Below are 13,846 nucleotides of genomic sequence, written 5' to 3' on the forward strand. Positions count from 1 at the left end.
ACACCATGCGCAGGCGTCGGCCGATCACCGTCACCGTCGCGTCGTCGGTCGCGGTGCTGGGCACGGCGGCGGTCGGGGTGCGCACCCTCATCGCGCGACAGGCCGCGATCGCGCGTCGGCGCATCGGCAAGCCGCTGGGGGAGCACGCTCTGGATGCCGATCGCGTGTGGCGCCGCAAGAAGCACCCGGGTCCGCCGGTCGAGCTCCTGCTGCTCGGGGATTCGATCGCGGCGGGTCTGGGCGCCGGTCACCGACGCGACACGTTGGGGGCGCGGCTCGCGAAGGGCATCGCCGGCGCGGAAGGCCGGCCGGTGCGGCTGCGGACGGCCGCGGTGGTCGGGTCTGAGAGCTCGGCGCTCGCGAGCCAGCTTGCGGCGGTTCCGCCGGACTACCGGGCCGACGTCGCGGTGATCGTCGTGGGCGGCAACGACGTGACGCACCGCATCCCGGCATCCCGTGCCGCGGAACAGCTCGAGGTGATCGTGCGCGCGCTGCGCGACGCGGGCGTGCCCGTGGTGGTCGGCACGTGCCCGGACCTCGGCACGCTCCGCGCGATCCCGCAACCGCTACGCGCCCTGGCGGCGCGGTCGTCGCGGCAGCTCGCGGCAGCCCAGGCGGCGGCCGTGCACCGCGCCGGCGGCCGCGTCGTCCCCCTCGCGCGGGCCGTCGGGCCGGTGTTCGCCGAACGCCCGGACGAGATGTTCAGCGTCGACCGCTTCCACCCCAGCGCCCTGGGTTACCGCCGTACGGCCGAAGCGCTGCTGCCCGCCGTGCTCGCCGGCCTCGGGGCGGCGGCGGTCCCGGTCGGCGGTCGAAACTCCTGAGTTCCGCACGGCGGGCCGGGCGGCGACGCCGCTGCCCGGCGGAACCGGACGACGATTCAGGAGTTTCGCACGCGAGGCCGGGCGACCGAACCCGCCGCGGTTCCGGCAAACGCATAGCCGCCCGGCCTACCGTGACCGCACGCCTCCTCTGCACGTTCTCCTGACCCCCTGGCACGCCGATCCCGTCGCGATCGGCGTGATCGTCGTGGCATCCGTCGCGTATGCCTCGGCCGTCGTGCGCCTCCGTCGCCGCGGAGAACACTGGCCCGCGCTGCGCACGATCGGGTTCTTCGTGCTCGGGCTCGCGCCGTACGCCGTGATCGAACTGGGCTTCCTGGGCGTGTACTCGTCGCAATTGCGGTGGGCGTTCTCGACGCGCATCGCGCTGTTGATCTTCGCCGTCCCGGCCGGCATCGCCGCCGGTCGCCCCCTTGATCTGCTCGCCCGCGTGAGCGGCGAGACCGGCCGGGGTCGGCTCCAGCGGCTGCTGTCGACGCGGTTCGTGCGGATCACCGGCAACGCGATGGTCGCCACCGTCGTGATCGCCGCCGTGTTCTGTCTGTTCCTGACGCCCCTCGCCGGCGTCCTGCGCGTGAACCCCGTCGTCGAGGCGTCGCTCGGCATCGTCGTTCCCCTCGTGGGGCTGGCGATGGTGCTGCCGATGATGGCCCTCGGCGCCGTCCACACCGGCACGTTCATCGCGATCGAGTTCCTCCTCGCGTTCGTCGAGCTCCTCATCGACTCCGTGCCCGGTCTGCTCCTCCGCCTGAACGACACGGTGCTCGACCTGATCCCGGATGCCGCCCGAGCGGTGTCGTGGTGGCCGACGACGCTGCACGACCAGCACCTCGCCGGCGACCTGATCTGGTTCATCGCCGAATTCGCCGACGTGCCGATCCTCGTCATCCTGCTGATCCGCTGGATGCGTACCGACCGTGTCGAGGCGAAGAGCTTCGACGACCTGTCCGACGAGGAGTACGACGCGATGACCCGCGCGCACCTCGACGGACGCCGTTGACCCGCGCTCTCCGGCTCGCCAGGCTGGGGGAGTGCCCACACACGACGACGTCGACGGCTTCCTGACCGACACCCTGATCGGGGCCGATCCGATCCTGGATGCCGCGCTCGCCGCGCAACACGAGGCGGGGCTCCCCGCGATCGAGGTGTCGCCGGTCGCTGCGAAACTCCTGCATCTCCTGGTGCGCATCAGTGGGGCGCGACGGGTACTGGAGATCGGCACGCTCGGCGGATACTCCACGATCTGGCTCGCGCGGGCGCTGCCCGAGGGTGGTCGCGTGGTGACGATCGAGGCCGAGGAGCGCAACGCCGGCATCGCCCGCGCCAACCTGGCGCGGGCGGGCGTCGCCGACCGCGTCGAGGTGCGCATCGGGCGCGGCACGGACGTCCTGCCGACGCTCGCGGGCGAGGAACCGTTCGACCTCGTGTTCGTGGATGCCGACAAGGAGTCCAATCCCGCTTACCTCGACTGGGCCGCGCGTCTGGGCCGCCCCGGCACCGTCGTCGTGCTCGACAACGTCGTGCGGGCCGGCGAGGTCGCGGATCCGGCCCCGGGTGACACGAAGGTCGCGGGCGCGCGAGCGGGCGTGGTGATGCTGGGCGAGGACCCGCGCTTCGACGCCACCGCCCTGCAGACACTCGACCGCAAGGGTTGGGACGGCTTCGCCCTCGCGGTGCTGACGGACGCCGTGGCATCCGGGGTCGGTCCCGCGTCGCCGTGATCGCCACACGAACGGCGCCCCGACCCGACCCCACGGGCGACGACCGCGGTCACTAGACTCGACCCTGGACCGACGACGCTCCGCCCTCTTTCCACCAGAACCAACGAGGAGTCCTTCGTGGCACTTATCGAGGCTGTCAACGCGCGCGAGATCCTGGATTCGCGCGGTAACCCGACCGTCGAGGTGGAGGTGCTCCTCGACGACGGCATCGTCCAGCGGGCGGCCGTCCCCTCCGGCGCGTCCACCGGCGCGTTCGAGGCCTACGAGCTGCGCGACGGCGACAAGAGCCGTTACAGCGGCAAGGGCGTGCTGAAGGCCGTCGCCGCGGTCGTCGACGAGCTCGGCCCGGCCATCGAGGGTGTGGAGGCCAGCGAGCAGCGCATCATCGACGAGATCCTCATCGACACCGACGGCACCGAGAACAAGTCGCGCACGGGTGCCAACGCCATCCTCGGCGTCTCGCTCGCCGTCGCCAAGGCCGCCGCCGACAGCGCCGACCTGCCCCTGTTCCGCTACCTCGGCGGCCCGAACGCGCACCTGCTGCCCGTGCCGCTGTTCAACGTCATCAACGGTGGCGAGCACGCCGACAACGGCATCGACTTTCAGGAGTTCTTCCTCGCGCCCATCGGCGCCGAGACCTACGGCGAGTCGCTGCGCTGGGGCACCGAGGTCTACCACGTCCTCAAGGGCGAGCTGAAGTCCGCGGGCTACAACACCGGTCTCGGCGACGAGGGCGGCTTCGCTCCCGACCTGCCCAGCAACCGCGAGGGCCTCGACTTCCTCATCCGCGCGATCGAGAAGGCCGGCTTCACCCCCGGTAAGGACATCGCGGTCGGTCTCGACGTCGCCGCGACCGAGTTCTACAAGGACGGCGTGTACACCGTCGAGGGCAAGGCGTGGAGCGTCGACGAGCTCGTCGACTACTTCGCCGACCTCGTCGCGAACTTCCCGATCGTCACGATCGAGGACGCCCTCGCCGAGGACGACTGGGACGGCTGGAAGAAGCTCACCGACGCGATCGGTTCGAAGGTTCAGCTCGTCGGCGACGACCTGTTCGTCACCAACCCGAAGCGCCTCCAGCAGGGCATCGACCTGGGCGTCGCCAACTCGCTGCTGGTGAAGGTCAACCAGATCGGCACGCTGTCCGAGACCCTGGATGCCATCGCCCTGGCGACCCGCTCGGGATACACGTCGATGCTGTCGCACCGGTCCGGTGAGACCGAGGACACCACGATCGCCGACCTCGCCGTCGCGGTCAACGCCGGCCAGATCAAGACCGGTGCCCCCGCGCGCAGCGAGCGCGTCGCGAAGTACAACCAGCTGCTCCGCATCGAGGAAGACCTCGGCGGCGCCGCGGTCTTCGCAGGCCGCTCGGCGTTCCCCCGCTTCCAGGGCTGATCGTCACCGCGTGAGAAGGGGGAGCCGTAAGGCTCCCCCTTCGTCGTTCCCGGCCGGCTCCGTGGATGCCATGACCCCGGCGCGTCACCGGGGCGCACGCCCGCACCGACATAGACTCGGCTACCGCCCGTGGCGCGCGCCCGACGCAACGTGAGGAAGGAGACGTCGTGGAACGACCGACGCTCCCCTCGTCTCGCGGGCGCAACGAGGCCCCGGCCTCCGGCGCCGCGAAGGTCCGCCGCTCCCGAAACCGCTCGGGGTCGGCATCCGCGACGGCGCCGGCCTCCGGGGGCTCCAGACCCCCGCGTGCGCGTCGCGTCGACGTCCGCGAGTGGCTGGGCGGACTCCGGATCTCGGGCTTCGTGGTCATCATGCTCGGGCTCGTCGTGCTCGGGACCTTCGTGCTCGTGCCGACCGTCGGCACCTACATGGACCAGCGCCAGCAGATCCAGGCACTGCAGAGCGCCGTGGCCCTCAGCCAGAGCGAGGTCGCCGATCTGCAGTCCCAGCGTGAGCGCTGGTCGGACCCCGCCTACATCACCACTCAGGCGCGCGAACGCCTGTACTACACGCTGCCCGGCGAGGTCGTGTACCTCATCGACGACGACCTGCCCGCCTCGGAGGCGCCGCAGGAGCAGCAGGACGTGTCGGCCGACGTCGGCCAGACGCGCACCGACTGGATGTCGCAGCTGGTGCGCTCGGTGACCTCCGCCGGCGCGGTCCAGGTGGTCGCCCCCGCGATCGGCGTGCCGGATCCGGCGCCCGACGCCTCGCCCGCCCCCTGAGCGCGCGAGGGCGACGGACGCTCCCCGCGGACGGCCGCGGGGTCGCCGGGTACCCTGGGAGACGATGAGCACCTCGCCCCTGCCCCCCGCCTCCGACGCCGACCTCGACGTGCTGCAGTCGCAGCTGGGTCGTGTGCCGCGCGGCGTCATCGGTATCGCGGCGCGTTGCGTGTGCGGCAACCCCACGGTCGTGGCCACTTCTCCGCGCCTGGACGACGGCAGCCCGTTCCCCACCTTCTACTACCTCACGCATCCCGCCGCCACGGCCGCGATGTCGGTGCTCGAGGCCGGTCACGTCATGAAGGAGTTCGCCGACGAGCTCGCGGATGACGAAGAGCTCCGTGCCGCCTACACCGCGGCGCACCAGGCCTACCTCCGCGATCGCGCGGCCTACGGCGAACCCGAAGAGATCGCCGGCATCTCCGCCGGAGGGATGCCGACCCGGGTCAAGTGCCTCCACGCGCTCGCCGGTCACTCCCTGGCCGCGGGGCCGGGTGTGAACCCCATCGGCGATCGCGCTCTCGCGAGGGGGACATGGTCGCCCGAGCGGTGCGAGTGCGAGACGCCCGGAGCGGGCGGGTGAGACGCGTCGTCGCGGCCGTGGCATCCGTCGTTCTAGGCGTGGTGCTGCTGACGGGCGCGACGACGGGGCCGGTTCCGGAGGACCCGACCGATCCGGTCCGCGCCGCGGAGTACTGGCTCGACCAGTACGGCATCCGGGACGCCTGGAAGACCACGCGCGGGGCGGGCCAGAAGATCGCCGTCATCGACACCGGCATCGCACGCGGACCGGTGGAGTTCTCGGGCGCCGTGGCAGCGGGCACCGATGTGTCGGGAGTGGGCGCGGCGGACGGGCGGACGCCCGTCGGCGCCGTCGACTCCAACCATGGCAGTTGGGTGGCATCGCTCGCGGCCTCGCGCGGAACGGGGAACGGACGCGGCATGATCGGGGTCGCGCCCGACGCCGAACTGCTGTCGGTCTCGGTCGGTTTCGGCGCGGTGACCTCGAAGCCCTTCACCGAGCAGATCGTCGACGCCATCCACTGGTCGGTCGATCAGGGTGCGACCGTCATCAACATGTCGCTGACGACGAACACGTTGGACTGGGACCCCAGCTGGGACGAGGCGTTCCAGTACGCCTTCGACCACGACGTCGTCGTGGTGGTGGCGGCAGGCAACCGGGGGAGTGGGACATCGCGTGTCGGCGCCCCCGCCACGATCCCCGGTGTGCTGGCGGTCGGCGGGGTCGACCCCTCGGGCACCGCGAGCAACGACGCCTCGACGCAGGGCATCACGATCGGCCTCTCGGCCCCGAGCGAGCGCCTGCTCGGCGTCTCGGCCGACGGCACGCTCGTGCAGTGGAACGGGACGAGCGGGGCCGCCCCGATCGTCTCGGGGATCGCTGCCCTGGTGCGCGCCGCCCATCCCGACCTGGATGCCGACAACGTGCTGAACCGGCTGATCCGGACCGCCAAGCCCGCGCCGGGGGCGGGATCGGGGCAGAACGCGCTCTACGGCTACGGTCTGGTCGACGCGGCGGCCGCGGTGTCGGCGACCGTCCCCTCGGTCTCGTCCAATCCGCTCGGTGATCTGGCCGAATGGGTGCGTCTGTATCGCCGTGCCGACGCCCCCGCGCCCTCCGGCGAGCCGACCACGGCGCCGGTGGAGATCCCGCCCCTGCCGCCGGTCGATTCCGCTCCGCGAGCGGCGTCGCCCCTGCTCCCCACGCGCGACAGCCTGCTGTACGGCACGCTGCCGCTCGCGGGAGGCACCCTCGCCGCTATAATGATCACGCTCGGCGTCAGTGCTGCTGCCCGGCGAATCCGACAGGCGCGCACATCTCGCGAGCCGAGCCGCACCACAAACCAGGAGTCTCTTCCATCGTGACCAGCACCGTGCCCAAGATCCTCATCGTCGGCGGAGGCTACGCGGGTTTCTACACCGCCTGGAAGCTCGAGAAGCTCCTCGGCCGCAACGAGGCCGAGGTCACTCTCGTCGACCCGCTGCCCTACATGACGTACCAGCCGTTCCTCCCCGAGGTGGCCGCCGGTGAGATCGAGGCCCGTCACGTCGTGGTCGGTCTGCGTCGTCACCTCAAGCGCACCACGGTCATCGCGGGCAAGATCACGGGCATCCAGCACGCGTCCAAGACCGCGACGATCACCCCGATCGCGGGCGACGAGTCGTGGCAGCAGGAGTACGACCACATCGTCGTCACCGCGGGCGCCGTGTCCCGCACGTTCCCGATCCCGGGCATCGCCGACAACGCCATCGGCCTCAAGACGATCGAAGAGGCCGTCGCGATCCGCGATCGCCTGACGTCAAACTTCGAGAAGGCGTCCGTGCTCCCGGCCGGCCCCGAGCGCGACCGTCTGCTGACCGTCGTCGTCGTCGGGGGCGGCTTCGCGGGCATCGAGGTGTTCGCCGAGCTCCGCGCCTACGCGTCGTCGCTGCTGAAGCAGTACCCGACGCTCGCGTTCGACGACACGCACTTCCACCTCATCGAGGCCATGGGGCGCATCATGCCCGAGGTGTCGCAGAAGACGAGCGAGTGGGTGCTGGCCGACCTCGCGAAGAAGGGTGCGTTCGTGCACCTCGACACGCAGGTCAAGGGTGCCGTCGACGGCGTCATCGAGCTCTCCACGGGCGAGCAGCTGCCGACCGACCTCATCATCTGGACCGCGGGTGTCATGGCCAACCCGACCGTCGTGCGCGGCAGCGACCTGCCCGTCGAGGAGCGCGGCCGCATCCGCACCCGCCCCGACCTGCGCGTCGGCACCGACGACGAGATCGTCGAGGGCGCGTGGGCTGCCGGCGACGTCTCGGCCGTGCCCGACCTGTCCGGCGGTGGCGTGGGCGGCTTCTGCGTCCCCAACGCCCAGCACGCGGTGCGCCAGGGCAAGCTCATGGCAAAGAACCTGGTGGCGGTGCTGCGCGGCGAGGAGCCCAAGCAGTACTTCCACAAGAACCTCGGCGCCGTCGCGGGCCTCGGCCTGTACAACGGTGCGTTCCAGTCCGGAAAGTTCGCCCTCACGGGTCTGCTCGCCTGGTTCGCCCACCGCGGGTACCACGGCCTCGCCATGCCGACGTGGGAGCGCAAGTTCCGCGTCGTCGGCGACTGGGTGCAGAACTTCTTCCACGGCCGCGAGACCGTGTCGCTCGAGGCCGTGCAGAACCCGCGCGCCGCTTTCGAGGAGTTCGCCGCCCGTCCGCGTCCGGCGCAGCCCGCGGCCGAGGCTCCCGCCGACTCGAAGCCCGAGAAGGTCGGCGCCGCCAGCTGACGTTCCGACCGAGACCCCCGCGGATGACCGCGGGGGTCTCGTCGTTCCCGGATGCCGTCACCCTCCGCGCTACGGTGGAGCGTGGCATCCGCCCCCGTAGCCCAATGGCAGAGGCAGGCGACTTAAAATCGCTTCAGTGTGGGTTCGAGTCCCACCGGGGGTACGTATCGGGCGTCCTGCGTGCGTATCCACTGGGAGTCGTCCGCGTGCTCCTTCCGCACGGCGACCGCGCCGTTAGGATTATGCGGCAGTCGTCGAACGGAGAACCCAAACATGTGGGAGTGGCTCGTCCCCGTCATCGTGGTCGTCGCGATCCTGGTGATCGCGGGGATCTATCTCTGGGCGACGTACAACGCGCTCGTCTCCCTCAACGTGCGCGTCGACGAGGCGTGGAGCGACATCACCGTCCAGCTCAAGCGCCGAGCCGATCTGCTGCCCAATCTCATCGAGACGGTCAAGGGTTACGCGGCGCACGAGAAGGCCGTGTTCGAGAACGTCACGCGGGCGCGCGCCGAGACGATCTCGGCGCAGAGCCCCGCCGAGGCGGGCGTCGCCGAGGGTCACATGCAGCAGGCGCTGAAGTCGCTGTTCGCGGTGGCCGAGGCGTACCCCCAGCTGCAGGCGAGCCAGAACTTCCTGCAGCTGCAGCAGTCGATCGTCGACACCGAGGACAAGATCCAGGCGTCGCGCCGGTTCTACAACGGCGGTGTCCGCGAGCTGAACACGAAGATCAAGGTGTTCCCCAACAACCTCTTCGCCCGGCAGCTCGGTTTCCACTCGCGCGAGTTCTTCGAGGTCGTCGACGGTGCCGCGATCTCGGAGCCGCCGCGCGTGCAGTTCTGACGCGATCCGCGTGACGCGCCCCCTCCTCCCGGTCCGGGAGAGGGGGCGCCTCAGTTCCGGCGACCGTCGGGGTGCTCGTGGCGCGCCGACCCCAGCGCGCCGGCGATCGCGTCCGCCGCGTCGCCCCAGCGTGCGACCGTCACGTGCTCGAGGCCCTGCCACCCCGCCGCGGTGCGCAGCTCTTCCGCCACGCGTTCGGCCGCGTCTGGCGGAGCCCCCGGCTCCCACCAGGCCGACTGCACGCGCAACGCGCCGGCCGCGCGATCGGCCTTGAGATCGAGCCGGCCCACGATGTCGTCGTCGACGAGCACCGGCAGCGAGTAGTAGCCGAAGCGGCGCTGCGGGGCGGGGGTGTAGATCTCGATGCGGTAGTCGAAGTCGAACAGCCGCTCCGCGCGGTCGCGGAACCACACGACCGGGTCGAACGGCGTGAGGATCGCGGTCGCCCCGATGCGGCGCGGGCGCGCGGCATCCCGGTGCAGCCAGGCCCGGGCGGGGCGGCCGCCGACCTGCCAGCCCTCGACGTGGACGGGGAGGAGCTCACCCGCGTCGACGAGGTCGTGGATCGCGGCGAGGACGGCGGGGCGGTCGCGGATGCGCCAGTAGTCGGCCAGGTCGGCCGCCGTGGCGACGCCGTAGGCGAGCGCCGCGCGTCGGACGAGTTCGGCGATCGCCGCGGTGCGCGGAACCACGCGATCCAGGGCGGCGGCCGGCAGCACGTCGGAGGTCAGCGCGTACCGCCGTTCGAACCCCCGGCGCCCCGCGATCGCGACCTCGCCGAACAGCCACAGCCGCTCCAAGCCGTTCTTGACGTCGTCCCACCCCCACCACGATCCACGCGAGCCGCTGCGGGCGTCGTGGTCGATCTCGGCCGGGCGCAGCGGGCCTCGGTCGGCGAGCTCGTCGCGGAGCCACTGCAGCAGCGGCTGGTTGGCCTGCGCCCAGTCGTCGTGCCCGTACTTGCGGCGCATGTCGTCGCGCCGGAACTGCAAGAGCGGCCAGTCCTCGGCGGCGACGAGGGAGGCCACGTGCGCCCAGGACTCCACCCACTTCGGGCGCCGCGAGAAGGCGACCTTGTCGAGCAGAGCGGTGTCGTAAGCGCCCACGCGCGCGAAGAGCGGCATGTAGTGCGAACGCGAGAACACGTTCACCGAGTCGATCTGCAGGATGCGCATGCGGTGGAGGGCACCGGTGATCTGGCGCGTCCCCACGGTCTCGGGACGGGGGCGGCCGAACCCTTGGGCGGCCAGGGCGATGCGGCGCGCGTCCGCACGCCGGAGCGTCGTGGTCATGCGTCTCACCGTAACCGTGACCTCCGACACGACCCGGACATGGCGGCGGGAGCGCGGCGGTAGGCTGACGGGATGAGCGGAAACGATCCCGAACCTCGCGGATCCTTCCTCGACGCCCTCAAGCGCCGCACGGTCTCCAGCGATCTGCAGCCGCCGGTCCCGCCGGCCCTGCGACAGGCCACGGCCTACGCGTGGCGTCTGCTCGTCATCGCGGCCGCGATCGGCGTCGTGGTGTGGCTGGTCATCCAGCTCAAGCTCCTCGTGGTCCCGATGCTCGTCGCGATCCTCATCACCGCACTGGTGTGGCCGGCGTTCTCGTTCCTGCTGCGGCACAGGTGGCCGCGGTGGCTCGCCATCGTCGTCACGGTCCTCGGCACGATCGCGGTCATCTCGGGACTGCTGTGGCTGGCGGTCTGGCAGATCACGCGCGAGTTCTCGTCGGTGCGCGACCGGACCGTGGATGCCGTGGGCCAGTTCCGGCAGTACCTCATCGATGGTCCGCTGCACCTGAGCCCGCAGCAGATCGACGACGGCCTCCAGCAGGCGGGGACGTTCCTGCAGCAGCAGGCCGAGGTTCTGTGGACCGGAGCCCTCGCGATCGGCACGACGCTCGGACACGTGGCCACGGGCCTCCTCCTGACGCTGTTCATCCTGCTGTGCCTCCTCGCCGACGGCGGGGGCATCTGGCGCTGGACGACCCGGCTCTTCCCCCGTGTAGCCCGACCGGCGGTCGATGGCGCGGGCCGTGCGGGCTGGCGCACCGTCATCACGTACGCGCGCACGCAGCTGCTCGTGGCCACGATCGACGCGGTCGGCATCGGTCTCGGCGCGTTCCTTCTCGGCGTGCCGCTGGCGATCCCCATCGGCGTGCTGGTCTTCCTCGGCGCTTTCGTCCCCTTCGTCGGGGCCGTGGTCACCGGCGCCCTCGCGGTCTTCATCGCCCTCGTGTACAACGGGCCGCTGATCGCCCTGTTCATGCTGATCGTCGTGCTCGGCGTCCAGCAGCTCGAGAGCCACGTCCTGCAGCCGATCCTCATGGGCACGGCGGTCAAGGTGCACCCGCTGGCCGTGGTGCTCGTCGTCGCCGGTGGCGCCATGATCGGCGGCATCCCGGGCGCGCTCTTTGCCGTCCCGCTCGCCGCGTTCGTGAACGTGGTCGCGGTCTACCTCAGCACCAAGGCGTGGCGGGATGACGGTTCGTCCGTGGACGCCGCCGACCTGATCTGGCAGACGGTGCCGCGGGATTCCGGAAGGAGATCATGAACGACACGCCCACCCTGGCCGAGTTCGAGGATGCCGCGCAGACCCTGCGCGGCATCATCACGCGGACGCCCCTCGACGAATCGCTGCACCTCACCGAGCTCCTCGGTGTGCCGGTGCACCTCAAGCTCGAGAACCTCCAGCGCACCGGGTCGTTCAAGATCCGCGGCGCGACGTACCGTCTGTCGCGGCTGACGGCAGAGGAGCGGGCCCGCGGAGTGGTCGCGGCCTCGGCCGGCAACCACGCGCAGGGCGTCTCTCTCGCCGCGCAGCAGCTGGGCATGGCGGCCACGATCTTCATGCCGCTGGGCGTGCCCGTGCCCAAGCTCCTCGCCACCCGCGGATACGGCGCCGAGGTCGTGCTCGAGGGAGCGACGGTCGAGACGCCGCTGCGCCTGGCCGCCGAGTTCGCCGAGCGCACCGGGGCGGTGCTCATCCACCCGTTCGATCACCGCGACATCATCGTCGGACAGGGCACCCTCGGTCTCGAGCTCGTCGAGGACCTCCCCGACCTGGACACCGTCATCGTCGGTATCGGCGGCGGGGGACTGGCCGCCGGTGTGGCCGCCGCGGTCAAGGCGCGCGCTGCCGCCGAGGGGCGCGACGTGCGCATCATCGGGGTGCAGGCCGAGAACTCGGCCGCCTACCCGACCTCGCTCGCCGCGGGACATCCGATCCAGGTGCCCACGACTCCGACGATCGCCGACGGCATCGCCGTGGCCCGTCCGGGTGACCTGCCCTTCGAGCTCATCCGTCAGTATGTCGACGAGGTCGTCACCGTCACCGAGGACGACATCGCGCGCGCGCTGCTGGTGCTGCTCGAACGCGCCAAGCAGGTCGTCGAGCCCGCCGGCGCCGTCGGTGTCGCGGCCATCCTCGCGGGCAAGGTCCAGGCCACCGGCACCACGGTGACGATCCTGTCCGGCGGTAACATCGACCCGCTGCTGCTGCAGCGCGTCGTGGCCCACGGGCTCTCGGCATCCGGTCGGTACATGTCGCTGCGGATTCCGCTGCCCGACCGACCGGGGCAGCTCGCGCGGGTGTCGGAGCTGCTGGCGCACGTGGGCGCGAACGTCATCGAGGTGCTGCACACGCGGCACGGTCAGGGCCTGCAGATCAGCGAGGTCATCCTTCAGCTCAGCGTCGAGACCCGCGGCGCGGAGCACCGAGCGCTCGTGATCCGCACGCTCGAAGAGGCCGGCTTCATCGCCACCGTCGTCCCGGACTGAGTCGCCCGCGGCACACGCGCCCACAACGCCGCGAGCCGCCCACCCGAATCGGGGGAGCGGCTCGCGGGATCACCGGCTCACTGGCCGGAGTAGGTCTCGACCGTGATGATCTCGACGGGGATCTGCTTGCCGTTGGGGGCGGCGTAGGAACCGCTCTCGCCCTCTTTCATGCCGAGGATCGCGGCGCCCAGCGGCGAGGCCTCGCTGTAGACGTCGAGCTCGGAGTCGACCGCGATCTCGCGGTTGCCGAGCAAGAACTTCTCTTCGCCGCCGGCGATGAGCGCGGTCACGACCGTGCCGGACTCGACCACGCCGGTGCTCTCGGGGGCTTCGCCGACCTTGGCGTCCTTGAGCAGCTGCTGGAGGGTGCGGATGCGGGCCTCCTGCTTGCCCTGCTCGTCCTTGGCGGCGTGGTAGCCGCCGTTCTCCTTCAGGTCGCCCTCTTCGCGGGCCGATTCGATGCGCTTGGCGATCTCTTCGCGGCCCGTGGTCGAGAGGTGCTCGAGCTCGTGGGCGAGACGGTCGTAGGCATCCTGGGTGAGGAACGTCACCTGAGTGTCGCCAGTCACGGTGGTCTCCTTCGTCGATCAGGCCGGCGTGAGCGGCACACAGACTGCACCCGCCGGGACATATGTCGAACGCCCCGGCATCGAGCCGGGGCGCGTCTTGAAGAAAAAGCCTACGGTACCCAGCAGGAGTTGACAAAACCCGTCGTCGCGAGGGCGAGGGTGGGGATCTCTTCGGTGAACGCCCGGCTGTGCTCCTCGGATGCCGGGTACTCCACGACCCGCCATCCGACCGTGCCGTGCTCCTCATCCTGTGCCTCGAGCGCGCAGGCCACCGGCTGCCCGACGGGGGAGGTGATCTGGAACGAGACCGTGACGCGCTCGGCATCCGCCACCGTGAAGCCGGTTCCCGTGGACGTGACGGAGGCGAGGCTGTTCGCGACCGTCGTCCACCCCAGCGCCCCGGTCAGTGCGAGGGCCACGACGGCCACGATGCTCCACAGGGCGATGCGGCGGCGCGGCGACCGGGTGCGACCGTAGCGCTCATCGAGCATCGCTTGCGTCGTCATGGTCTCCCCGGGCTTTAGGCTGGACTTCCAGGCTACGCGCTTCCGCCCGGACCGAAGGACTTCATGCTCACCGCGCTCGCGGCCCTCGCGGCCACGCCGACCCCCGCGTCGACTCCCGAC

Annotated in this window: 14 protein-coding genes and 1 tRNA gene; 12 read left to right on the forward strand and 3 right to left on the reverse strand. The window is 71.1% G+C overall.

All coding sequences use genetic code 11. From position 1 onward, the window contains the following. Positions 1-5: 5 nt before the first annotated feature. The 10 genes from FE256_RS03190 (at position 6) to FE256_RS03235 (ending at position 8,870) form a co-directional block, all read left to right on the forward strand. Complete coding sequence (locus FE256_RS03190; RefSeq protein WP_138172788.1) at positions 6-824, forward strand: SGNH/GDSL hydrolase family protein; 819 nt, start codon at positions 6-8, stop codon at positions 822-824. 205 nt (positions 825-1,029) lie between these two features. Beyond that, a complete protein-coding gene (locus FE256_RS03195; protein ID WP_252370883.1) occupies positions 1,030-1,842 on the forward strand; it encodes a cytochrome c oxidase assembly protein in 813 nt (270 codons plus the stop codon). Between the two features lie 31 nt (positions 1,843-1,873). Continuing rightward, on the forward strand, positions 1,874-2,563 hold the full coding sequence (locus tag FE256_RS03200) for an O-methyltransferase (RefSeq protein ID WP_138172790.1): 690 nt from the start codon (positions 1,874-1,876) through the stop codon (positions 2,561-2,563). A 117-nt stretch (positions 2,564-2,680) separates the two neighbouring features. After that, positions 2,681-3,961 carry a phosphopyruvate hydratase gene (gene eno / locus FE256_RS03205; RefSeq protein ID WP_138172791.1) on the forward strand — a complete coding sequence of 427 codons (1,281 nt, stop codon included), beginning with the start codon at positions 2,681-2,683 and terminating at the stop codon, positions 3,959-3,961. A 167-nt stretch (positions 3,962-4,128) separates the two neighbouring features. After that, entirely contained in the window at positions 4,129-4,746 is a 618-nt protein-coding gene (locus tag FE256_RS03210; RefSeq protein WP_252370884.1) for an FtsB family cell division protein, read from the forward strand. A gap of 64 nt (positions 4,747-4,810) precedes the next feature. Further along, positions 4,811-5,329 (forward strand): DUF501 domain-containing protein, encoded by a 519-nt coding sequence (locus tag FE256_RS03215; RefSeq protein ID WP_138172792.1) that lies wholly within the window; start codon positions 4,811-4,813, stop codon positions 5,327-5,329. After that, a complete protein-coding gene (locus tag FE256_RS03220; RefSeq protein ID WP_252370885.1) occupies positions 5,326-6,633 on the forward strand; it encodes a S8 family serine peptidase in 1,308 nt (435 codons plus the stop codon). Before FE256_RS03215 ends, FE256_RS03220 begins: the two co-directional genes overlap by 4 nt. Continuing rightward, entirely contained in the window at positions 6,630-8,027 is a 1,398-nt protein-coding gene (locus tag FE256_RS03225) for an NAD(P)/FAD-dependent oxidoreductase (protein ID WP_252370886.1), read from the forward strand. Before FE256_RS03220 ends, FE256_RS03225 begins: the two co-directional genes overlap by 4 nt. Before the next feature lie 90 nt (positions 8,028-8,117). Then, positions 8,118-8,190, forward strand: a tRNA-Leu gene (locus FE256_RS03230). Between the two features lie 110 nt (positions 8,191-8,300). Further along, the gene (locus tag FE256_RS03235) at positions 8,301-8,870 is read left to right on the forward strand and encodes a LemA family protein (RefSeq protein WP_138172794.1); all 570 of its coding nucleotides are present in this window, start codon (positions 8,301-8,303) and stop codon (positions 8,868-8,870) included. A gap of 50 nt (positions 8,871-8,920) precedes the next feature. On the opposite strand, the gene FE256_RS03240 is transcribed toward FE256_RS03235, so the two are convergent. Further along, positions 8,921-10,162: a winged helix-turn-helix domain-containing protein gene (locus tag FE256_RS03240; RefSeq protein ID WP_138172795.1), complete on the reverse strand. Its 1,242-nt coding sequence runs from the start codon at positions 10,160-10,162 to the stop codon at positions 8,921-8,923. A gap of 72 nt (positions 10,163-10,234) precedes the next feature. Between FE256_RS03240 and FE256_RS03245 the strand changes: the two genes are divergently transcribed. Then, complete coding sequence (locus FE256_RS03245; RefSeq protein ID WP_138172796.1) at positions 10,235-11,425, forward strand: AI-2E family transporter; 1,191 nt, start codon at positions 10,235-10,237, stop codon at positions 11,423-11,425. Next, on the forward strand, positions 11,422-12,651 hold the full coding sequence (gene ilvA, locus FE256_RS03250) for a threonine ammonia-lyase (RefSeq protein WP_138172797.1): 1,230 nt from the start codon (positions 11,422-11,424) through the stop codon (positions 12,649-12,651). Before FE256_RS03245 ends, ilvA begins: the two co-directional genes overlap by 4 nt. Positions 12,652-12,728: 77 nt before the next feature. Here ilvA and greA read toward each other — a convergent pair whose 3' ends face one another. Then, positions 12,729-13,220: a transcription elongation factor GreA gene (gene greA / locus FE256_RS03255; RefSeq protein ID WP_138172798.1), complete on the reverse strand. Its 492-nt coding sequence runs from the start codon at positions 13,218-13,220 to the stop codon at positions 12,729-12,731. Between the two features lie 110 nt (positions 13,221-13,330). Next, positions 13,331-13,846 (reverse strand): DUF4307 domain-containing protein (locus FE256_RS03260; RefSeq protein ID WP_354645966.1); only part of this gene is annotated, 516 nt, incomplete at its 5' end.

Origin of the sequence: Microbacterium sp. 5K110, from assembly GCF_005774735.1 — a bacterium.
Classification (GTDB): domain Bacteria; phylum Actinomycetota; class Actinomycetes; order Actinomycetales; family Microbacteriaceae; genus Microbacterium.

Coding starts and splice junctions, on each gene's coding strand:
- FE256_RS03215 (WP_138172792.1), top strand. CDS start 4,811: ATGAGCACCTCGCCCCTGCCCCCCGCCTCCGACGCCGACCTCGACGTG.
- FE256_RS03240 (WP_138172795.1), bottom strand. CDS start 10,162: ATGACCACGACGCTCCGGCGTGCGGACGCGCGCCGCATCGCCCTGGCC.
- ilvA (WP_138172797.1), top strand. CDS start 11,422: ATGAACGACACGCCCACCCTGGCCGAGTTCGAGGATGCCGCGCAGACC.
- FE256_RS03235 (WP_138172794.1), top strand. CDS start 8,301: ATGTGGGAGTGGCTCGTCCCCGTCATCGTGGTCGTCGCGATCCTGGTG.
- FE256_RS03245 (WP_138172796.1), top strand. CDS start 10,235: ATGAGCGGAAACGATCCCGAACCTCGCGGATCCTTCCTCGACGCCCTC.
- FE256_RS03190 (WP_138172788.1), top strand. CDS start 6: ATGCGCAGGCGTCGGCCGATCACCGTCACCGTCGCGTCGTCGGTCGCG.